The sequence below is a fragment of the Paenibacillus sp. KACC 21273 genome (assembly GCF_028736095.1).
Classification (GTDB): Bacteria; Bacillota; Bacilli; order Paenibacillales; family Paenibacillaceae; genus Saccharibacillus; species Saccharibacillus kyungheensis.
Genome location: NZ_CP117876.1, coordinates 4,559,223 through 4,580,382, shown reverse-complemented (window position 1 = coordinate 4,580,382; position 21,160 = coordinate 4,559,223). Strand labels below are relative to the sequence as shown.

Sequence of the window (21,160 nt, the reverse complement as noted above, 5' to 3'; positions counted from 1 at the left end):
CACGGATAGTTATTGTAAGTATAGGTAATTTTCTATACAATCTTTAGAGTAATTGTTCTTCGGAATGTCCATTCGTAGTGGACAATGTATTTGTGAATTGAGATGTTGGATAGCTTTGAGCAATTAATGAAATGCAGTCATGTGTATAAAGAAATGGAGCCAAACGAGATGAGTAAAGACCGCAGAGGCGGCAGAAAATATAGCAACAACCGGCAACAACCGAGTCAAGCGACAGCTCTTGCGCTAGGGAACCTACCTGTTGCCAAAAATGACGAGTTGGAATTAGAGATTATCGGTATGAATCATGACGGAGAAGGCGTAGGTCGAGCAGAAGGATATACATTGTTCGTTCAAGGCGCTCTACCGGGTGAAAAGATTCAAGCAAAAGTACTCAAAACGAAAAAACAATACGGTTATGCCAAAATGACCGCCATCCTAGAAGCCAGCCCAGATCGCGTAGAAGCCCCTTGCCCGATCTATAATCAATGTGGTGGCTGTCAGGTACAACATATGAGTTATGATGCTCAATTGGAATGGAAACGTCAGCATGTGATAGATAATTTACAACGGATTGGCAAGCTGAATGTAACGGTAGAAAAGCAGGTTCAGCTTGATCTCGATCATAACGCAGATACACAGAACGAATCCAAAAATAAAGGCATCAAAGTACTGCCAACACTGGGAATGGCTGAACCGTGGCGTTATCGGAACAAAGCACAGGTGCCAATCAGTGAAATCAATGGTCAATTGGTTGCTGGTTTCTACGCGCGTGGCAGTCATCGCATTATTGATATGGATACCTGTCTTATTCAAGATACACGCAACGATGAACTGATCGCTAAAGTGAAACAGATCGGCAAAGAGCTGGGTGTATCTGCATATAATGAAGAGTCAGGTACAGGTCTATTGCGCCATGTCGTGGTCAAAGTCGGCTTCCGTACCGGCGAGATGATGGTCGTTCTTGTCACCAACGGAGAACGTCTACCACGCCCAAGCGAATGGATCGATCGTATCCGTCTTGAAATGCCACAAGTGGTTAGTATTTGCCAGAATGTAAATACCAAGACGACCAATGTCATCTTCGGCGATACCACCAAAGTATTATGGGGACGCGAAGTGATCCACGATTATATCGGTGATGTGAAGTTTGCGATATCGGCTCGCTCTTTTTATCAAGTGAATCCGGTGCAGACGGATGTGTTATATAGCAAAACCGTTGAATATGCTGGACTGACAGGGAAAGAAACAGTTATTGATGCGTATTGTGGTATAGGAACGATTTCACTCTTTTTGGCGCAACATGCGAAGCAAGTGTATGGCGTGGAGATTGTGAAAGAAGCGATCGAAGATGCTCGTTCGAATGCGGTATTGAACGGGATGACGAATGTAGAATTTGAAGTGGGCGCATCTGAGGATGTGATTCCACGTTGGAAAGAGAATGGCATTACACCGGACGTGATCGTCGTCGATCCACCGAGAAAAGGATGCGATCCGAGGTTGTTGGAGACGATTCTAGCGATGCAACCGGAGCGTGTGGTGTATGTGTCCTGTAATCCAGCGACACTGGCGAGAGACTTGCGTGTGTTGGAAGATGGTGGGTACGTGACGATGGAAGTTCAGCCAGTGGACATGTTCCCGCATACGACACATATCGAAACAGTTTGTTCCTTGATTTATAAGGGTTTTGAGTGAGTGAATAGAGGAGTTGGAGACGAAATGGGGACGTGAGCTATTCACGTCCCTGTTTTTAATGATTGAGGTAAATGAAATACCGAAAACAAGATATGGCTGAAATATTGCAGTAGAAAGAATAGCCAACGGAGTTTATTCAAATGAGTAACGAAGTTCAAAAAAGAGCCAACATATTTACGCGCAATATTGACTTAGTTTTACATATAATTTGATTGGATCTCGATTTGTTAAATTGACAAAATAAGGTTTTGAGTTTAACTTAAATAGGAAACATAATAAACGTTGATTATTCGTTATTTGTAGCTGGCTGACCGCCCGCGACCATGAAGTAGCGAATGTGACGAATCTGATAATTCCCTCGGGTTATTAGGCGAACGCACATTCCTTCCTTGGATCGTGTAATCGACTAAAGAACTGGAGGTTTTTTTATGGTTGATAATTATCTAAAAACAATTCCGATGTATGGTGGTTACGGAGGAGATTGTTATCTACTCGTCGGCACGACGGGAACAGGAAAGACGACTTACCTTTTGAATCTTATTATTCCCACAGCAACAAAAACAATTGGAAAAATGGTAGGGACCGGAAGTTCGACGTTAAAACCGAAAGTATTTGTTTTGTCTAATGATCCTCAATATGATTCAAAAATTTCTTTATTTGCAAAGCCAGATACGCAACCGTTGAGCCGTAAGGATTTTGATGAGGTGATCGTGGAAGTGCTAGTTGCTTTAGGCGTGGATGCGGCTAAGGAAATTGTAAAACGTCCTAAAATAGTTAGAGATCTGTTGGAAGAAAAATTCATCAACGGAGAAAATTATGTTGCTTTGCTTCGTTTATTGAACGACAGTGGAGATGCTTGGATTAATGATACTGCACTAATCATCGAAAAGATTAATCGAGATGAGATGCGAGAATTACACCAACTGGCAAAGGTAAGAATGGAAGATCCCCAGGCAGAGCCAATAGAAGGGGGATCACATACCAATAAGTCTTCTGTAGAAGTAAAACTCGCCGAAGTATTTCGAGAGTATTTGGACGGGACGCTGTATCATCAGTCAGGTAAAGAAATCGGTGAAGAGCTAGCTGCTCAATATATCGATATCAACAAACAATTATTAAATGTTGCATATGAGTATTTTGAAAATGGTTACTTAACTGAAGACGGTTACCTCAGCTTCGATTTTCCCCTTGATGAAACTGATGACAATATTCAACAAAAAAAGGATATGTTCTTTTGCAATAATAACAACGGTAATATCTCAATGGAGGTTCTATTCAAAGATATTGTCATTTATGTAGGCATTAATAAAGCCATTGTCTCCCAATTGGGTATGGATGCAACTCAATATCGTAATCGAAACGGACATTTTGAAGTAGGGATTATTGACACGATGGGGGCTTTTCACCGATTTGGCGACAAATTGGAAAACAAAGAGTTCTATAATCATTTACTACGTAGTTATGACTTTGAAGGTATGATTTTACTGACTCCACTGGAAGAATCGGCGAACGAGAAAAAATTCATACCACTTTCCGTAGAGTTTCTTCGCAGTGTCCCCTTTGATTTAAATATATTTATTGTAAGTAATAAATTAGATCTTGCCGTTAATCAATTTGAAACTCAATGGATCAGAGATAATAACACCTATGACCCATTCGCACAGAATATAGTAGCTTCAAAGCCAACATCAGAATACATTCAAGAGCAACTTTTCAATTCAATGGGTAGGATTAGAAAGGAGTTGATTGATAATGTTAACGAGCGTGGTAATGGTCGCGTTCATATTCTGGGCCATAAAGCCACTTCATTTTCTCCAACTACATTCGATAATTACGGAATTAAAAATATAGAAAATGTGCCGGGTACGATTATATCAATGTTTGGTAGTTTTGCATCAGTAAAGAAAACTGTTGATAAAATCACAGTCAAAATAAACCCGGAATATGGGACAGATATCGGCCTCAAGATTAAGGAGGACATCATTGAAAAAGGTTTGCAGAACTTAATCAAACCAGTATTATTTGAGAATATACAGAGGAATTGTGATGAGAACGTATGGAAAACCCCTCACGGCAATAGTTTTAATGCTTTACCGAATAAATTGGCATATGGTGAAGGCTATAAGGTTGAATTACACGAGCGCTTCAAAAATGTGCAATCTTTTAAAGTTACGTTTCCAGGTACAATTAAAAATTCACTCAACTCAATTGACCAGGAACTGTCTATACTCCTTAGACAGTGCATCTTGCTTGAAGGTATGATTTATTTGGATTCAGAGATTGAGGATCGACTATTTAATCAGCTAATATCACATCTTAATACTCGAAAAATTACGGCTACGCTTGTTTATCTGAAGACATTCCGGCCAGTAATGACTGAACCTTACTATTCCTTTGGTGCAAAGTTCCAGGCCTATATTCGAAAAGTTAATAGACACCTCGCTAACAGAAATGATATCTCGTACTATGTTGAAGCGATTAGGGAAGAGGTTCGTAGAGCTTTCAAAGACATGCTAGATAACGATGTCCTTTACAAGTAAATAGTCAAAGAATTTTCTATCTGATTATCTTGAGGGAAACATTGCTAATACTAACTGATATAATATAAATTTTCATTTTAGGAGTATAACAAGATAGACTCTATACGGTTTGAGAGTGAATAGAGGAGTTAGGGACGTGAGCCATTCACGTCCCTTTTTTTAACGTAATTGAGGCTTGCCGGATACATCTCCATCCGTTGAAGGTCAAGGATGTCTAATGTAAATAATAGCATCATGGAAAACACCAAAATTAATAGGGATGCCTTCCGTCATAAAATCACTTATACTTCAATCACAAATCTAAGGATAATTTATGAGATATAGGAAACTAGCTGATGGATTTGAAATAGCCAGTTTAGTTCTATTCATGGTAATAATATAGATATGAGTATGGATGATATGCGAGTATTAACTCTTCAGCTCGTGGGTTTGGAAATCAATAAAAGTTTCTGTATGTTCTAAATCGTGGTATTTTATTGATTTGACGAAAGAAGCATTTTTGGAGGAAGCGATTAGTTATTTTATCCATATCTGTCTCCTTTAATACTTAAATTGCCTGAACTTTCTTAAGTTCGGGCTATATGTATTATAGTTAAGTAGTTAATTGAGTAATATTAGAGCGTTTTAAATGAAGGTTCTATTTGTAAATAGAAGCAATTATTTTAGAAAATCATTGGTGGATTAGATAATCTTCTGCTTAGAATAATATTAAATTAGGCTTACATAATATATTAAAACTAATTAAGTTCTATAGAACTAATTTAAAATAAATCTCTTGACGCTTGTATTATTTTTTCTATATGTAAAAAATAGGATTTTTATAGAGTTTAAAACTCAAATAGTCTATTATTATTATTGTAAATATAGAATATTAATAAATTGTAGTTTCAGTAACAAAATGTAAAAGGAAGTCTCAAATATTTAAACTAAAAGGTGGAGATAAATATGAGTTCAAAAATGAAGATGAGTTGGGCATTACACCCTACTGCTGGAAAAGTATCTGTCGATGATATTCAATTGGATGAAACTTTAAAGGATTCACTTAAATGTGAGTTTTGTTATGTTGATTTAACTTTTGTAGGAACTCATATACAGCAGGATAAATATGTTGCTCCAATTTTACGATTGAAAAAAGGTAAGAAAAACCATTTAGAATATGATGGAGGAGAATGTCCTTATAATAAATCTAACAATCAAACTCAGACACTTCGTAAGAGCAAAGTGGCAGGTGTTATCCTAGATAAAGAAACTATTATTAGAGTTAACATACCTGTTGAACTAAAAAAATCATTAATGGATTTATTATCTCAAGACTTAATACCTAAAAAGGAAAAATTGGAGACTCCTAAAAATAAAAAATCACCAGGGAATTATTTGAAAATTGAGGGTGAACTATCAGACTACATAAATTCAGCAAGAGCTTTCGCGAAAATAGCAAAACATTTTCAGCAAAATAAAATTCAGAACTATCTTGAATTCAAATTTTTTGGAATTACTGCCATGTGGATGGATATATATTTTGAAGAGTGGGATAAAGTTTATGAAAAATTCCAGACAAGATCACCAAAAGAATTGGTTTGTTTAAGAGGAGTTTATGCTTCTACAGGTCAATCGTATATAGATAAAAATGGTCACGAGTGGATTCATATTAGATTAATGAAGACATCTATATCCTCGAAAATAACTTCTCAGACATTTACTCAAATTAAATTGTTTAAACCTATGTTTACCAATTTTTTTAAAAAATTAGATGAAGCAAAAAGTAAGAATGAGACCATCGAGATAACTTTCTTTGGGAAAATTGAAAGATATGAAAAGGATGGTAATAAAAATATTAGAGGAGTTGCAGTGTTGAGAAAACAAATTCACTTTGAGAAAAGTAATGCAAAGCAATAATTTAACTTAATGGAGGGTCTATATTGGAAATGCCAGAATTAAATGATCCTTACCTTATACTAAGAGTCTCTATTACAGAAAATACGGATAATGCACATTTACTAGAGGTAGATGGAATATGTCCATTATGTGGAAATTACTTGCTCATGCCAAAAGGTAAACGAATGAACAAAAAGTATCAAATCGCACATATATATCCGAATAGTCCAACCTTCCACGAAGTAAGAGAACTTTATGGTCTGGAAAGGTTAGGTACTAACTGTGAAGATTTTGAAAATAAAGTAGCTCTTTGCAAGGATTGTCACGGATATTATGATGATCACAAAACCAAAGAAGAATATTTGAGACTAATTAAGATCAAGAAACGTCTATTGGCAACGTCTAAAGCGAAGATATCTGCCTCACATCAAGATATAGAAGAAGAAATAGTTATAGTTATTAACTCATTAATGAGTATTGATCCTGTAACACTACAAAAAATGGAACTAGAATATAAAGCATTAAAAATTTCTAGTAAGATTGAGGTGACATATTCTATTTTGAAAGTTAAAATAGAAACATATGTTTGTATTTATTTCAATCTTATCAAAGAAACATTTCAGAACTTAGACCAAGAGAATAAATTAAGTTTTGATTTAGTTGCTTCTGAAGTTAGATCGAGTTTCTTAAAATGTGAAGAAGAAATTGTTAGTAAAAGTGAAATATTTGAAGCACTCGTAAAATGGTTGAAATCTAAAGCAGATGATTCATCAAGTGAAGCTTGCGAAGCAGTTATATCGTATTTTGTTCAGAGTTGTGAGGTGTTCCATGAAATTTCCTAATAAATTATATACTTACAATGAAAGTATTATTAGTAAACTCCCTATTATCATGAATGAAATTGAAAATCACGAGAACTGTTCTATCTATAATTTATATTCTAGTGTAATTAGTAAATTTCAAAACATCACCGAATTTCTAGATGCACTCGATTGTCTATACGCATTAGGAAAAATAGAATATAGTTTTGATTCGAGGAGAGTTAGCAATGTTATTTGAGATTATATGCAATCAGTTTAAACAAAAAAGAGTTGAATTCCTTCCCACATTAAATACAGTATTAGGAGATGACTTTGGAAATAATTCTATTGGAAAATCTACGTTTCTAATGATTATAGATTTTGTGTTTGGCGGTAAAGATTATATTTTAAAGTCCACAGAGATTCAAAGACATGTGGGTAAACATACTATAAAGTTTTGTTTCATATTCCAAGAGAAAAAATACTACTTTTCGAGAGATACTGAAGATTTAGAAATTGTAAATGAGTGTGACGAATTATATAATGTTGTATCACAAATCTCTCTATTTCAATATTGTGAATTTTTAAAGCATAATTATGATATACACCTTCCAAGTATTAGTTTCCGGGATATAGTTGGAAGGTATTCACGAATTTATGGTAAAGAAAATCTTAATGAAAAGCGTCCTTTAGATATTATTCATAATGAGGCTGCTGGAGCGCCAATAAATGCACTATTGAAGTTGTTCGGATTGTTTAGCGTAGTTTCAGAATTGGAAGACTTATTAAAACAAAGAGAAACAGAACTAAGTGCTTATAGAAATGCACAGAAGTATAACTTTGTAGCTTCGATTGGTAAACGAAAATACAAAGAAAATTTGAAAGAACTTCAACAATTAGAAGAGATAAAAGAAAGAATTTCAAAAGATTTGAATAATAATTTATTAGATATTGATTCAGAAAAAGCGGAAGAAGTTATCAAATTAAAACAAAGACTTTCCCTTGCAAAGAGAAAGCGAAGCAAATATTATTCTCAATATATAACTATTGAGAATAATATGAAAGAAACTTCACAAATAAAAGGTGAAGAGTTTGACGATTTGTTAAGGTTTTTTCCTAATGCTAATATACAAAATATTACAAAAATCGAGAAGTTTCATTCGGAGATAAGGAACGTTTTAAGAAAAGAATTAAAGGCAAAGAAAGAAGAGTTAAATAAAATAATTTCTGTATCACAAAATGAAATCAATATTATTGAAGAAAATATTAAGGAAATTATTAAAATACCAAATTTATCAAAAACCATACTAAAAAAATATTCAGAGATACAAAAAATGAGCGAAAAATTAGAAGATGAAAATAAAGCATATATAACTTCAATAAATCTTAAAATATCTAGAGATGATACTAAGGCTCGCAGGGATCAAATCAGAAGAGATCAATTATATATACTTCAAATAGAAATTAATACTAAGATGCAGGAAATCAATGATTATATATACTCTGAACAAAAGAAACCGCCTGTTATTACATTTGATAAAAATCAATATAAGTTTGAAACTATTGATGATACTGGTACAGGTACATCCTATAAAAACATGGTGGTGTATGATCTCAGTGTACTAGAGCTAACATTATTACCAATATTAATTCATGATTCTATAGTCTTAAAACAAATTGCTGATATAGCCGTAGAAAAAATATTGAAAAAATATCTTAAATCAGATAAACAAATATTTATTTCATTTGATAAGAAAAAAGCATATTCAGCAGGTAGCCAAAAAATCTTAATAGAAACGAAAATTCTAGAACTTTCTCCTAATGGAAATGAACTATTCGGAAAATCATGGAATAATAAATAAATTTTAAACTATTCTGATATTGTTAGGGTTTAAGACTGACGTTCAGTCGTTGAACGCTTGCAGGTATTTTTATGATAGAATCAATAAAATTAACAATAGATTATAAGAATAAATAAGAACAAAATAACTATTCGATTATTCTTTATTACAGAATAGCTTAACCGAAAGGATTTTTAACATGACAGACAATTTTTGGCGTGATTTACCGAAGCCATTTTTTATACTGGCTCCGATGGAGGATGTGACGGATGTAGTGTTTCGTCATGTCGTGAGTGAGGCGGCTAGGCCAGATGTGTTTTTTACGGAGTTTGCGAATACGGAAAGTTATTGTCATCCTGAAGGGCATCATAGTGTGCGTGGTCGGTTGATGTTTACCGAAGATGAACAGCCGATCGTGGCTCATATTTGGGGAGATAAGCCTGAGTTTTTTCGGCAGATGAGTATCGGTATGGCAGAGCAAGGCTTCAAAGGGATCGATATCAATATGGGTTGTCCTGTACCAAATGTAGCCGAGAATGGAAAAGGAAGCGGGCTGATCTGTCGTCCTGAACTCGCAGGAGAGATTATTCAAGCAGCCAAAGCAGGCGGTCTGCCTGTGAGTGTCAAAACACGTCTTGGCTTCGCAGAAGTGGACGAGTGGCAAGATTGGCTCACTCATATTTTCAAGCAAGATATTGTGAATCTGTCGATTCATTTGCGTACCAGAGATGAAATGAGCAAAGTGCCTGCACACTGGGAACTGATTCCAGAGATCAAAAAGCTTCGCGATGCCATCGCACCGCATACCCTGCTTACGATCAACGGCGATATTGCTGATCGGGAAGCTGGCTTGAAATTAGTGGAGCAGTACGGTGTGGACGGTGTGATGATCGGGCGCGGAATATTTAGTAATCCTTTTGCGTTTGAACAAGAGTCCAGAGAACACAGTAGTACGGAACTACTGGATCTACTCAGAATACACATGGATCTGCATGACAAATATTCTGAAATTGAACCTCGTTCGTTCAAGCCACTGCCTCGCTTTTTCAAGATTTACGTTCGTGGATTTCGTGGAGCCAGTGAGTTAAGAAATGAATTGATGAGCGCTAAGAATACCGATGAAGTGCGGGCATTGCTTGATGAATTTACAGCGAAGCAAATAGACAGTGTAGAAGTGTAGTAGGGATATAATGATAGAAAAAATTTTTTAGATATCGTATGCACATATTTTAGTATGTAGTACAGATATACAAATAAAGCCTGACAGCCATTCAACTGGTCGTCAGGCTTTCACAATATAGGAGGAACTATGTCCTGGAGTAAATTAAAGCAAAATTTAGAAGGTTTTCTCGCTCCATCACTACAAGGAAAAGTGGAATACCGTGCAACCAGTTACAGCTATCTGACCGGCAAATCAGGCAACTGTTATATAACGGTAGATAAGAAGAACATCTTTAATATGAACGACAAAACCAGTCCGATTACCTGGTACCAAAGTGAAATAGAAATCAAAAACGATCCCAATCTACGCATTCCTGTCAGCATAGAAGAGATCGAAGCCCTTCGTAAAGAAACCGATGGGGCTGTTCCCGAAGATCGTCTTCACGTCATGGCACGTAATCGCAAAATGAACAGTCTTGCCAAAGAACTGTTATCCGCGCAGACTGCACTTAGTAAATCGAACTTTACAGCAACCGCGACCAAATTCTTAGCCACACCGATCGATGAGAGTCTAGAAAGTCAGGATATCTTGTTGAATATTTTGGCTTTGATGGATCGAAGAGTAGGGAAAAAGCGAATTTTGAGCATGTCAGACAGTGTTAAATTAAAGCATCCTATTGTGCAGTATTTTCATGAGCTACGCCTTTAGACATAACTATGTTTTTTAACTTTTGTCTGAAAATAAACGACATTAAAAAAGCCACTTTACGCATTTATCGTAGAGTGGCTCTTTTGTATATATATTCAAATTGTTCACTTTAAAAGAAATAGATAAAACATCATCATACAAAAGCAAGAAAGTAGAGAGGAATAAGACACCTTAATCAAGTGCTACAAAATATCTAACTTCTTCTCCTTCTGTATAAAATCCTACCGATTCATATAAATGTAACGCCGATTGATTAGTCGTTAAAACCGTAAGCTCAGCAAAAGGCAGTTGATGATTTTGAAGATAAGTTAAAGCCTTTGTTAGTAAGAACTTTGCAATTCCTCGCTTACGCCACAGTTCACGTACAAATACATCTTCGATCACACCATGATCTTCTTCTTGCCATGCCATCAATCCACCCAATATGGTTGAAGATTGTCTGACAATCATAGATGTCCATAAAGCGTTACTTTTATGTTCAGACAATGCTGTTAATCCTAATGGAGCTTCAGGCCAAATTTCAGTATCTATTTCAAGATACTCTTTTTCTTCACTAGGGGTATTCATGTTCCAATAGGAAAATTCCAACTCTTCGGATAATTTCAATTCAAGTATAGGTTGAGTCAAATCTCTTGTCATATGATACAAGCTATTTAAAGGATGATATCCTTTTTGAATAAAAAACTGATTGTTCGCTGTTTCTTTGGAATCATTGCCTACGCAAAGAATAGTTTTATATTCTTGAGGTAATGTTGCTTTTAATTCCATCGCTCTTTTGAAAAGATAGTTGTATACCTCATCTAACAATATATAATCATGTTGTCTTTCTGATATAGTTTTAAGATTTATGTAGATAGAATGCTTATTCTTTTCTGTACAACCTGTAGATACAATGCTAATAATACTCACTTGCCCTTTGGCGACTATTTTTCCATGTTCAAAAGCACAATAAACGTTACTCCAATTATCTTCATCTCCCACCCACCAAAATATTGCATCTTCTATCGTTTTAACTGAGTTGTATAACTCTTCGAGCAATGGCATGTCTTGCTGCTGAAAATGACGTATTATTCGTTCGGATGATTGGTTCAAATTAGTTCCCCTTTCAATCATAAAGAACTTTGAATTTTATAAAATAATGAAGTGAATTACTATTAATATCTATACTTTTAGTGAGTCTTAAATCATTTTTAGCCCTCCTTCGTCTATAATGAATTAACTTAACATTAAAAGTATAAAATGTAAAAAAAGTATATTGTCACTATAGATGCAGGTGGTATTACTTGATCTTTATTCACCTACTCATTTATTTGAAAATGACCGCTAAGAAATAAATACTTTCCAATAATCCCAAGCCTTTAAATAGTCTTTGAGATCATGAGGATGAACGTTAACACAGACTCCTATTCTGCAATAAAGTTGAAGAATGATTTCTTCGATAAGTCTGGATTTTTCGATAGAGGGATCATGTAGTAAATCGAAAGCAGTAAATAACGTTTCTAAGTTCAGATCGTCAGGCGATGAGCAAAATGCGTAAGCAAAATCATAGATGAGTGGGCCAGACACAGGAGAAGGATCAATTACACCAGTTAGTATAGTTTTATCAAATACAAAATTATGTACACCAGTATCACCATGCAGTAAGTATTTTTTATTTACTGTAGAAGTGCTATCCAGTAAAGACTTCACCTTATCATAATCTTCAGTCGGTAAAAGTGTGCCTAGATTTTTGCGAGCATCGTTTATACCTCGTTCATTAAATTCACGCCAAGAATGATATGGTGCTACAAAGTTACCCCATGTCTTAGTAGATTCATCCATTTGATAATGATTCAAAAGTTCTGTCACTAATAGAGAAAGCCAATTTATTTTCGAACCACGATTGTAGTGAGTTGTTCCTTTGATATAAGAATATACGATAAATCTGTTAGCAGGATCAGTATAATAAAGTTTAGGTAGAACTGAATTAGCTTCATAAGTGGAATAAAATTTTTTTGCTATAGATATGTTTTCAGAGCTATCTATTTTTAATATATATTTGGGTTCTTCGTAGACGGTAAGCGTGTATACTAATCCATCTGTTGTTCCGTTCATTTTATGATTCAGTTTGGAATGAGAATCGATTACATCTATTTGGATAAGGCGTTGAACAATGCTATTTACATCTGATATATGTATCATTTTATTTCCTTTCGAGATTAGAGTTTTTTCATTTACAATTTTGTAAGTATTTTATTTCTATTTAGAAGTACATATGATTCATCTGGAAGTACATTCAGAGAAAGATAACATAAATGAAAAGCTATAGTGCTATTAATTTTTTAAGTTTATTTTCATTATAAATAATATCCTAAATCAAGATAGTATTTTTGAAATAAATACCAATAGTATTTCCTTTAAAAATATAAAGTAGCCAAATATTGTCGATCATAAAAAAACTTTTATAGAGAAAAGCAAAGTGTTTCATATTATACTTGTGAATCATAATCTAATGTTAACAACTCCTTATTATTAGAAGATAAGATATAGTTTTCTCTATTTCCGTTTTTACCTACTGTAATCCTATATCTATTCCTCAAAACACAGCAAACACCGTGTAATTACCCTACTCCAGACTCAAGACCAACTCGTCAAAGAACTCTAATATAGAGTAGACCATATGTACATACATAAACAGACAAACAAATAGGTCAAATAATCAATCGGGGGAATTATGATTTTGCGAAAATTATCTTTTATTATTACCAGTATCCTGTTAGTTACAGTATTGTCTGCTTGTTCGGGCATGACCTCTAGTATCAAGCAAGCAGGTTCAGGTATGAACAAAGGCGAGAGCCAAAAAATTGAAAAATATAATTCTTATGTCATGCTTAACAACTTGATGACAGGCAGAATCAATGAGGTGTTGCTTCATTACTTTGAGAAGTTTGGTACCGAGAAGAAGCCTGTTATTGAGAAGAACCTAAGCTTTATCATGCTGGATGTCCCGGCATCACAGCGAGAAGTGATTGATCAAGCACAAGGTTATACGACAAGACAGCCTGCTTTTGCGAGTGCGGACGCTACAGTGACTCAACTAACACCAGTGATCAAAGAGCTGTTAGCTATTCTTGATGAGATGAAAGTCTACTATGATAGCAAAGGTTATGTCGATGATAATTTTGCTAAAGGAAAACAGCTACATACCAAGCTGATCAATACTAATCTGACTTACGAGAAAGCGGCTAAAGCATACTTTAAAGCTTTGCAACAAATGGATGCCGAGCAACGTCTAGCTGATCTTAAAAATTTTAAAGATTCAGGACAGCAGATTCGGTATAATGCTTTGAAATTCATGATTGATGCTGAAGCGACAGCTATCGAAATGAGTGAGCAAGGGATTAATGCCAGTAATGTGCTGGAACTCGATATGAAGAAATTCAAAGCCAAATATGATCTTATGACTGCTGACTTGAATACAATTGTGACTCTTTCCAAAGACCAGCAACAGATTCAAAAAGAAGGCATGAACAGCTTCAGTATTGAGAATTACGTTCATTCTGCTACAGAAGCCAAAGCCGCTGCTTCCAAAATTATTGAACATATCAATAAAAAAGAACCGGTATCTGATTCCGATCTAAGCGGTCAGTTTTTGGATACAACCGATGGAACGCCAGAGAACTTCAATTACCTGCTTAGCAAGGCAATTGAGCGATATAATGAAATCAACTAAAACGGTCTAGCGACTTGAAGTAGCATAGATGATAATGAACGATGATAAGTCTCAGTCCAAACGTCAGAAAATCGTTAGTTCAGGTTATCGTACATTAATGGTTAATCATCTATGATTGCTACAGCTAACAGAGAACATTGACTTATACAGATTGAAATATCAAAATCTCCCTTTAAAAGTGATATAACGGTATAGCTTTTGAAGGGAGACTACATATAAGAATAGTTAATAAGTATTAAATATAAAAATATATTCAGTAGAAGTATATATTCGAAAGGTAGGTGCAATATGAATACATTTCAATGCCCTTGTTGTGGTTGTCTTACACTAGACGAACAAGGAAGACACGATATTTGCTGGCTATGTAATTGGCAAGATGATGGTCAAAATGATTTGGATGCAGATCGAGTAAAAGGCGGCCCTAATGCAGATTATTCATTAACAGAAGCAAGACATAATTTTAAACACAATTATACAATGTATAGAGAAACAAACTTTGACTCCATCCAAAATCAGAAAAAGCTTCGTATTAAAAAAGATGCAATTCATGAATTTGAGAAATTGCAAACTTCAAATAATAAATTGAATTCGCAAATATGGGAAAATATCAATAGGCTTGAACAAGAATTAAATTGTATTTCTTACAAACATGGCATGTACGATAATCATATTTTAGAAAATCATAAAGAATTGCTTACATTCATTTATTCTGATGATCCTGATGCTATTGTTAGGGGATTAGTTTCTTTAGCGTTATATGTAGACGATCCGGAGTTTATCCAAGATACGATGATTCAATACAGTCAGCATCCTCATGACAATGTAAGAGGAGTCGCTATACTAGGTTTTGGTCATCTGGCACGACGATTTGGAATGATAGATAAAGAATTAGTATTGCCTATTGTACATGCTGGATTGCAAGATGAGAGTGAAATCGTAAGAGGTCATGCTGATTCCGCATTGGATGATATTAAAATGTTTGCTCTTTAACACAAATTAGATAGACAAGGAGAGTTTATGCCTAATTTGAATGGCAACTTGCAATAGAAGCAGACTATTATTCATTATCTGAGCTGAATGAAGATATTGCATTAGAATTTAGAACAGAAAAAGAAGTTAAATGCATTCAAAATAAAGCGTATAAGCAAGAGATTATACAATCTAAGAATGATAAAAATGTATTGTATAGCATTAAAATGGGGGATGTTTGGATCGGAGAGTATAAGACAAATACATAAATTATTAAAAGGAATGAGTCAGATAAACAAAACTACAGTAAGGACTTATTTTAGTTTGTATGGTGACTATTTTTCCGTACATGATGTAACAGAGAACTTAAATATTATACCTACTATAACTTATAATAAAGGTGATGTTATCCCTAATCGTTCGACAGTTCGCTATAGAAAAAATACAAGTTGGGAGATTGATACAGGCAATCAGGAATCTTTTGATGTTAACGAACAATTACAGCAAATCATTCTCCAATTAAAAGATAAAATTACAAACATAAATGAACTAAAAAGTAGATATAATATGGAGTGCATATTTGTTATCGTTATTATTATAGAACAAGGTTATACGCCTGGGTTGGTTTTAGAAAAAGAAGTTATTCAGTTTGCTTCAGCTATAGGAGCGGAATTTTCTATTGATTTGTATGCCAATCCGTATGAAAATGATTTATAATAAAGTGCTTGTTTACACATAAAAAGTACTATAGGTGATCTGTTGAAAATAAGAACAAAAGAAAAAGAACGCATAATCATTATTGATAATTATTTCTATATTGGTGGAGCAGTTGTTCCAAATAAGATGTGTCATGAATGTGAAGGAATCGTTATTTATTACGATAAATATGATAATGACTTCTGTCCTTATTGTAATCAATGGATCAAGCCAACATGTGGAGACGATCATTGTTGTTATTGTGCAGACAGACCTGAACCACCTTTAAACGTTAAAACTCTTGCTGACATGTATGATAAAAATATAGAATGAGCAAAAAAGAGCCACTTCGCATACTTTCTGCAAGGTGGCTCTTTTTACTATTTATTAACTCTTCGGTGCATGACTCAAATCTACTTTCTCGTTCAATCCTGGTTCGGATTTCGGATCAGAGGTTTTGCCGACTGCTTTTTTGAGCAAATGAGTGACCATTTTGATCGCACTTCCACTTTCCCAGTATTCTGCGGTTTCGGTATGGATTTTGATCAATGTTAGGTTCGGATCGTCTGGAGAGGTATCCAGAATTTTTTCGATGATTTTATTAAGCATTTCTTTTTTACGAGCAGGATCATCGACGAATTCGGCAGTTCCGCTAATTGATACATAAGACTTGCCTGCATACGATACATTAACACGAGGGTCTTGTAAAATATCTTCGTATTTGGACGTATCTTTTTTCGTTAGGAACCATAGATCGCCATCGAATTCGATTTCTTGTGTTTTCATCGGACGGGATACCAGACGTCCTCCCGAAATCGTTGTGAGCATAGCGGTATCAATATCTTTAATCAGTTCTTTGACCGTTTCAATCGCTTCTGGATCTGTAGTTAAATGTTCAGACATATCATTTCCCACCTTTCCTAATCGTTGAAATGTGTATAAACAACGTTGCTAACCATTACACATAAGTCGATGTAGATAAACGGTAGAGTTACAATTAAAATAGAAAAGAACGATCTCAGCACATGATTTACCTACTCTAAGCTATATAGATTGATTAGCACTCAATCGTGATCTAATGATATTTATAGAAATGGATGGATATTTTCAACAAGCTATAATTTACGGCAAGTATTGTAGTCTGAATGAATTACAACAAATGTATGCTCAAGTTCTTCAAGAAACAACAACGATGAAAGAGGAGATTGAAGTCTTTTGTAAATTACATCAGTTTAATGTTGTTGCGTCTACAAAAGAGAGACAAGTCCATTATGTGATTGATATGGATATTAAACATGTTTATACCCCTGCATATGAAGCAGAATAACCATCACATCTGTTTCTTATGTAAGAACCCCACCTCGCGCCAAAATAACATGTTCCAATGCGTGATAAGCATCCGACTCCACATCTACAGCACTATTGGCTAACCGTACTTTTTTCAAATTCGGAAGTTCCAACAACAACTGAGGATCGGCAAAAGATGTTTTGCATAAATCCAATATCTCTAATCCGGTTAATGTTGCTAAAAAGTCCCACGATTTCGGTTTGAGCATCGTTACATCTAGATTTTGCAGAGTACTCATATCTGTCAAAGGGCTTAAATCTTTCACTTTGGTACCCCATATCCATAATTGTTGTAATTGGGGGAATTGAGTACGTATATTTGCGATAGATTGTAACTTCGATTTTTCTAAATATAACGTTCGGAGTGCAGGACAACTTGTAATTGAATCTAATTGTTCTACCAATGATCCGCGTAGTCTTACTTCTTCTATCGCTGGATGTTGATCTAGAGCGGTGAGATCACTTACAGGTGCAAAGTTAATATCCAACACTTTAAGTCGCTGAAGCTTCGATACATAAGCAAGGTCTGTTAAGGTTTTGGGAGCAGTGATTTTGATTTCTTCCACATTTGGAAAAATCGCAAACGAATGAAGGGTATTGATCTGACAACGATTACCGTTTAATAATACTTTTTTTACACCAGTTGCAGGAGGAATAGATGGTAATGTATCTAGACCATCTACAGTGATACTGATCTCTTCTAGAGAAGCAGGAAGAGAAGCTGAACTATTATAATTGTGCTTAGATAAGCTAACAGATTGCAGAGAAGTGAGCTCAGATAGCAAGTGTGCTGGCAACGTCTGTTGTACATTGTATAATCCTAGCGATTGTAAGTTGGAGAGCTGGGCGATGACTTCGATATTATGCTTGATCTTTGTTTTGCTGACAAAAGCTAATCGTTCTACATGACTGGCTTGCTCCAAACCGACCAGATCCGGGATCGTTAATGTGCTATTGGTTGTACCGAATTCTAGACTTTTAAGATAAGGAAATTCTTTTAAAGGAGCAAAAGTGGTAATGCCTTTGATATCTAATAATTTAAGTGTCTCCAATTCATAGACCGAACCGGAATGTTGAAACCATTTATAATGGCGGTGATTAGATATATATAGATTAGCTTGTTCTACAATATGACGTTTGGATTGCTCATAATCCATACTAAAACCTCCTTAGATTAAAAATACATACAGTACCTATAAGAGAACACTTAAAAAATTGTCTACAGCAGACTTCAATTTTCATCAATAATTCAGGTTGAGCCTTTATAATAAGATTCCAGAAGCAACTAAAGAGAGAATACGTATGCTACCAATAGCACCGATAAACCAAAAAATAGTAGATCGACATTGCGGATATCACTATTTTTGAGTGGGAATAAGACTTGCTTGCGATAGATGACACCGAATGGGACGGGAACAGTTTGCATTCAATTTTTGAAATATCGCTGGCATTTTTAGTATGCCTACTACCATGTTACCGCAAAGGAGTTTTTCAATGTTGAAAGGTATTCAAAAAACGTTTTATTTCTTATTGATTTTCTTTGTCAGCTTGTTTATCGCCTCTTCGTTTTTTATTCGGGCACAGTATAATTATGTGGTGTATGGAGATACACCGATGTTGCAACAACAGCATCTAGGTACATTTCTATTATTGATTATTGGGTTGCTGATATTCAGTGTGATCATGTACCGTTTATGCTTAAAGTTGAACAAGTATCGTCCTCAGATCGTGATTCCACTTGTTCTGCTCTGTTCATGTGCGATTCAGGTGGTTATTATTTTTCTGTTTACCCGTTTGCCTACAGATGATTCACAGACCGTTGTTTCACTGGCGATGAATATGCTGTATAAAGGCGATTATTCTACATTTAATCAGACCGGGTATTTGCATATGTTCCCGTTTAATTATTCGACTGTGTTGTATATTGAAGCACTATTAGCGATGTTTCCAGATAATTATGTAACGATTAAGGTAGCCAATATTGTTTTTGCTCTGATCACAACGTTGATGATCTATCTAATCTACAAACAGCTTACTCCTAATTCCAGAAGCCATGATTATGGAGTACTGGTATTTGCCGCAACGTATCTTCCTGCTTTATTTATGAGCAATTTTATCTACAATGATGTGATTGCGACGACATTGCTTACGTCAGCACTGTATTTTGGGATTCGTTTTATGAAAGAAAAGTCGGTTAAATATTTGATCTTTGCCGCTATTTTAGTGACTGTTGGTAACTATTTTAGAAGTATAGGCATTATCTTTTTACTGGCGATTGTGATTTCACTTCTGCTGCATATGAAGCAGATCGGTTGGAAAAAGGTTGTACTGTCGTTATGTTTGTTTGCTGTTTTGTTCAATATTCCGAGCTGGACACAAAATGCGCTATTACAAGCAACAGGTAAAGTGCAGACTTCGACTACGACCAATGCGGCACCAATCTATATGTGGCTGAATATGGGGATTAACCTCAAAACATTTGGATTCTGGGATAACCGCGAAAGTTATAATATTTACCAGCGAGATGCAGATTATAACAAAGCGCTCAGTACAGAGTTGTTCAAAGAATCGATTGCGCAGAAATTATCGACAGCAAGCTTAACAGATCTTGTCACGATGTATTATAAAAAAATTATCTGGACATGGACAGAAGGAACGTACCAAATTGAAAGATATGGTATAGGTAACGACGGTTCCTCAGGTGGTTCACGTACAGGCTTTATTATGGGTGGGTATAGTTATCCTACATTTGCTACCGAGCTATTTGCAGGTAATTCACCTTACCGTAGTGGCATATTATGGCTCTTATATACGATGAATTTCTTAATGTACTGCTTTATTTTAATTCGTCTGATCGGTAGTCTACGAGCGAAGCGATTTGATGAAATGTCGTTGATTCTAGTCATTTTAGGATTTGTAGGCTTCTATATTTTGTGGGAAATTAAGTCTAGATATATCTATCCTGTCTATCCATTGCTGATTATTTTATCGTATATGGGCTTTAAAGATACGTATCAATGGCTGATTCGACAGGACTTTTTACGATTACGTACTTCTGTTCGAGAGGAGTCTTAATATGCGTAAAAATAAATATTCAGTATCTCTTCTTATGCTGTTACTGTGCGGAATGCTAGTCCTAACATCTTGTAGTGCGATTACTGCGCAACAGATTACGCTGAAGAATGCTAGTGGAATGGGTGGCGCGGGCAATCGCAACGCCATGCGTGGAATGATAAATGCTGATCTGATAGGCAAAGTAGTGTCTGTAAACGGTAGTCAGCTTACAATCGATGTGATGGAGCAAGCACAGCGCCGTTCTTCGTCTCCGAGTGATCATAGTGCTACAATGTCTAGCCCAACCGATGCAACTGCACCACGCTCAAACCGTATGGCTGATAACAGCATACCTAATATCAATACACCGAATACCGACTCTACTCCTACAACAGTTCGACCAGATGGTAACACGTCTAATATAAGCAGTACAGGAGTGAAAAAAACGATCACTGTAGGTGAAAATGTACCCATATCTCAAATCACAGCGATGATGCCACAAACTAACAATAATCGTACAGCAACGACACTTCAATTATCTGATCTCAAAGCAGGACAGATTCTGATGATCTGGTATAAAGATAATACGAATACTGTGGAGAAAATCAGTGTGATGGACTCGTAATGGATAACTGATGTAGCTAAGAGAGGAGTGATAAGCTCCTCTTTTTTTATGTCTATATATAGACTTTCAGGTATGCTGTTCTTATCCAAAATAGAATAGTATCTCTAAAAATTCATAATTTTCCTAAATCATCCGATAA

Annotated in this window: 19 protein-coding genes; 15 read left to right on the top strand and 4 right to left on the bottom strand. The window is 35.3% G+C overall.

What is annotated here, in order from left to right; translation table 11 throughout:
* The first annotated feature begins 102 nt into the window (after positions 1 to 102).
* The 8 genes from rlmD to PQ460_RS20010 all read left to right on the top strand — a co-directional run bounded on the left by rlmD (position 103) and on the right by PQ460_RS20010 (position 10,618).
* Positions 103 to 1,692, top strand: a complete 1,590-nt coding sequence (rlmD, locus tag PQ460_RS20040; protein ID WP_443147173.1) for a 23S rRNA (uracil(1939)-C(5))-methyltransferase RlmD — start codon at positions 103 to 105, stop codon at positions 1,690 to 1,692.
* A gap of 428 nt (positions 1,693 to 2,120) precedes the next feature.
* A complete protein-coding gene (locus tag PQ460_RS20035) occupies positions 2,121 to 4,232 on the top strand; it encodes a hypothetical protein (protein WP_274170934.1) in 2,112 nt (703 codons plus the stop codon).
* A gap of 945 nt (positions 4,233 to 5,177) precedes the next feature.
* Positions 5,178 to 6,128 (top strand): hypothetical protein, encoded by a 951-nt coding sequence (locus tag PQ460_RS20030; protein WP_274170933.1) that lies wholly within the window; start codon positions 5,178 to 5,180, stop codon positions 6,126 to 6,128.
* Between the two features lie 29 nt (positions 6,129 to 6,157).
* Positions 6,158 to 6,949: an ABC-three component system protein gene (locus PQ460_RS20025; protein ID WP_337994013.1), complete on the top strand. Its 792-nt coding sequence runs from the start codon at positions 6,158 to 6,160 to the stop codon at positions 6,947 to 6,949.
* A complete protein-coding gene (locus tag PQ460_RS23575) occupies positions 6,870 to 7,166 on the top strand; it encodes an ABC-three component system middle component 7 (protein ID WP_443147172.1) in 297 nt (98 codons plus the stop codon). The genes PQ460_RS20025 and PQ460_RS23575 overlap by 80 nt, the downstream gene beginning before the upstream one ends.
* Positions 7,156 to 8,769: a DUF2326 domain-containing protein gene (locus PQ460_RS20020; protein WP_274170931.1), complete on the top strand. Its 1,614-nt coding sequence runs from the start codon at positions 7,156 to 7,158 to the stop codon at positions 8,767 to 8,769. Before PQ460_RS23575 ends, PQ460_RS20020 begins: the two co-directional genes overlap by 11 nt.
* A 178-nt stretch (positions 8,770 to 8,947) precedes the next feature.
* On the top strand, positions 8,948 to 9,928 hold the full coding sequence (locus PQ460_RS20015) for a tRNA dihydrouridine synthase (protein ID WP_274170930.1): 981 nt from the start codon (positions 8,948 to 8,950) through the stop codon (positions 9,926 to 9,928).
* A 129-nt stretch (positions 9,929 to 10,057) separates the two neighbouring features.
* Positions 10,058 to 10,618, top strand: a complete 561-nt coding sequence (locus tag PQ460_RS20010) for an SF0329 family protein (protein WP_274170929.1) — start codon at positions 10,058 to 10,060, stop codon at positions 10,616 to 10,618.
* A gap of 171 nt (positions 10,619 to 10,789) precedes the next feature.
* Here PQ460_RS20010 and PQ460_RS20005 read toward each other — a convergent pair whose 3' ends face one another.
* Both PQ460_RS20005 and PQ460_RS20000 read right to left on the bottom strand, forming a co-directional pair.
* The gene (locus PQ460_RS20005) at positions 10,790 to 11,662 is read right to left on the bottom strand and encodes a GNAT family N-acetyltransferase (RefSeq protein ID WP_443147222.1); all 873 of its coding nucleotides are present in this window, start codon (positions 11,660 to 11,662) and stop codon (positions 10,790 to 10,792) included.
* A gap of 279 nt (positions 11,663 to 11,941) precedes the next feature.
* On the bottom strand, positions 11,942 to 12,712 hold the full coding sequence (locus PQ460_RS20000; protein ID WP_274170927.1) for a phosphotransferase: 771 nt from the start codon (positions 12,710 to 12,712) through the stop codon (positions 11,942 to 11,944).
* A 625-nt stretch (positions 12,713 to 13,337) separates the two neighbouring features.
* Here PQ460_RS20000 and PQ460_RS19995 point away from each other — a divergent pair.
* The 4 genes from PQ460_RS19995 (at position 13,338) to PQ460_RS19980 (ending at position 16,328) form a co-directional block, all read left to right on the top strand.
* Positions 13,338 to 14,330 (top strand): YiiG family protein, encoded by a 993-nt coding sequence (locus tag PQ460_RS19995; RefSeq protein WP_274170926.1) that lies wholly within the window; start codon positions 13,338 to 13,340, stop codon positions 14,328 to 14,330.
* 288 nt (positions 14,331 to 14,618) lie between these two features.
* Entirely contained in the window at positions 14,619 to 15,320 is a 702-nt protein-coding gene (locus tag PQ460_RS19990) for a CPCC family cysteine-rich protein (RefSeq protein WP_274170925.1), read from the top strand.
* Between the two features lie 261 nt (positions 15,321 to 15,581).
* On the top strand, positions 15,582 to 16,016 hold the full coding sequence (locus tag PQ460_RS19985; protein ID WP_337993948.1) for a DUF4279 domain-containing protein: 435 nt from the start codon (positions 15,582 to 15,584) through the stop codon (positions 16,014 to 16,016).
* 42 nt (positions 16,017 to 16,058) lie between these two features.
* A complete protein-coding gene (locus tag PQ460_RS19980) occupies positions 16,059 to 16,328 on the top strand; it encodes a hypothetical protein (RefSeq protein ID WP_274170924.1) in 270 nt (89 codons plus the stop codon).
* 54 nt (positions 16,329 to 16,382) lie between these two features.
* Here the strand turns inward: PQ460_RS19980 and PQ460_RS19975 are convergent, their stop codons facing one another.
* Positions 16,383 to 16,898 carry a pyridoxamine 5'-phosphate oxidase family protein gene (locus tag PQ460_RS19975; RefSeq protein ID WP_274170923.1) on the bottom strand — a complete coding sequence of 172 codons (516 nt, stop codon included), beginning with the start codon at positions 16,896 to 16,898 and terminating at the stop codon, positions 16,383 to 16,385.
* A 175-nt stretch (positions 16,899 to 17,073) separates the two neighbouring features.
* On the opposite strand from PQ460_RS19975, the gene PQ460_RS19970 reads away from it, so the two are divergent.
* Positions 17,074 to 17,322, top strand: coding sequence for a hypothetical protein (locus PQ460_RS19970; RefSeq protein ID WP_274170922.1), 249 nt, complete (start codon positions 17,074 to 17,076; stop codon positions 17,320 to 17,322).
* Positions 17,323 to 17,338: 16 nt separating this feature from the next.
* Here PQ460_RS19970 and PQ460_RS19965 read toward each other — a convergent pair whose 3' ends face one another.
* A complete protein-coding gene (locus tag PQ460_RS19965) occupies positions 17,339 to 18,499 on the bottom strand; it encodes a leucine-rich repeat domain-containing protein (RefSeq protein ID WP_274170921.1) in 1,161 nt (386 codons plus the stop codon).
* Positions 18,500 to 18,836: 337 nt separating this feature from the next.
* Between PQ460_RS19965 and PQ460_RS19960 the strand changes: the two genes are divergently transcribed.
* Together PQ460_RS19960 and PQ460_RS19955 are read left to right on the top strand one after the other, a co-directional pair.
* The gene (locus PQ460_RS19960; RefSeq protein ID WP_274170920.1) at positions 18,837 to 20,417 is read left to right on the top strand and encodes a glycosyltransferase family 39 protein; all 1,581 of its coding nucleotides are present in this window, start codon (positions 18,837 to 18,839) and stop codon (positions 20,415 to 20,417) included.
* Between the two features lies 1 nt (position 20,418).
* The gene (locus PQ460_RS19955) at positions 20,419 to 21,021 is read left to right on the top strand and encodes a hypothetical protein (protein ID WP_274170919.1); all 603 of its coding nucleotides are present in this window, start codon (positions 20,419 to 20,421) and stop codon (positions 21,019 to 21,021) included.
* Positions 21,022 to 21,160: the final 139 nt, after the last annotated feature.

Coding starts and splice junctions, on each gene's coding strand:
- rlmD (WP_443147173.1), top strand. CDS start 103: ATGTTGGATAGCTTTGAGCAATTAATGAAATGCAGTCATGTGTATAAA.
- PQ460_RS20035 (WP_274170934.1), top strand. CDS start 2,121: ATGGTTGATAATTATCTAAAAACAATTCCGATGTATGGTGGTTACGGA.
- PQ460_RS20030 (WP_274170933.1), top strand. CDS start 5,178: ATGAGTTCAAAAATGAAGATGAGTTGGGCATTACACCCTACTGCTGGA.
- PQ460_RS20025 (WP_337994013.1), top strand. CDS start 6,158: ATGCCAGAATTAAATGATCCTTACCTTATACTAAGAGTCTCTATTACA.
- PQ460_RS23575 (WP_443147172.1), top strand. CDS start 6,870: ATGATTCATCAAGTGAAGCTTGCGAAGCAGTTATATCGTATTTTGTTC.
- PQ460_RS20020 (WP_274170931.1), top strand. CDS start 7,156: ATGTTATTTGAGATTATATGCAATCAGTTTAAACAAAAAAGAGTTGAA.
- PQ460_RS20015 (WP_274170930.1), top strand. CDS start 8,948: ATGACAGACAATTTTTGGCGTGATTTACCGAAGCCATTTTTTATACTG.
- PQ460_RS20010 (WP_274170929.1), top strand. CDS start 10,058: ATGTCCTGGAGTAAATTAAAGCAAAATTTAGAAGGTTTTCTCGCTCCA.
- PQ460_RS20005 (WP_443147222.1), bottom strand. CDS start 11,662: ATGCCATTGCTCGAAGAGTTATACAACTCAGTTAAAACGATAGAAGAT.
- PQ460_RS20000 (WP_274170927.1), bottom strand. CDS start 12,712: ATGAACGGAACAACAGATGGATTAGTATACACGCTTACCGTCTACGAA.
- PQ460_RS19990 (WP_274170925.1), top strand. CDS start 14,619: ATGAATACATTTCAATGCCCTTGTTGTGGTTGTCTTACACTAGACGAA.
- PQ460_RS19985 (WP_337993948.1), top strand. CDS start 15,582: ATGAGTCAGATAAACAAAACTACAGTAAGGACTTATTTTAGTTTGTAT.
- PQ460_RS19975 (WP_274170923.1), bottom strand. CDS start 16,898: ATGTCTGAACATTTAACTACAGATCCAGAAGCGATTGAAACGGTCAAA.
- PQ460_RS19970 (WP_274170922.1), top strand. CDS start 17,074: ATGATATTTATAGAAATGGATGGATATTTTCAACAAGCTATAATTTAC.
- PQ460_RS19965 (WP_274170921.1), bottom strand. CDS start 18,499: ATGGATTATGAGCAATCCAAACGTCATATTGTAGAACAAGCTAATCTA.
- PQ460_RS19960 (WP_274170920.1), top strand. CDS start 18,837: ATGTTGAAAGGTATTCAAAAAACGTTTTATTTCTTATTGATTTTCTTT.
- PQ460_RS19955 (WP_274170919.1), top strand. CDS start 20,419: ATGCGTAAAAATAAATATTCAGTATCTCTTCTTATGCTGTTACTGTGC.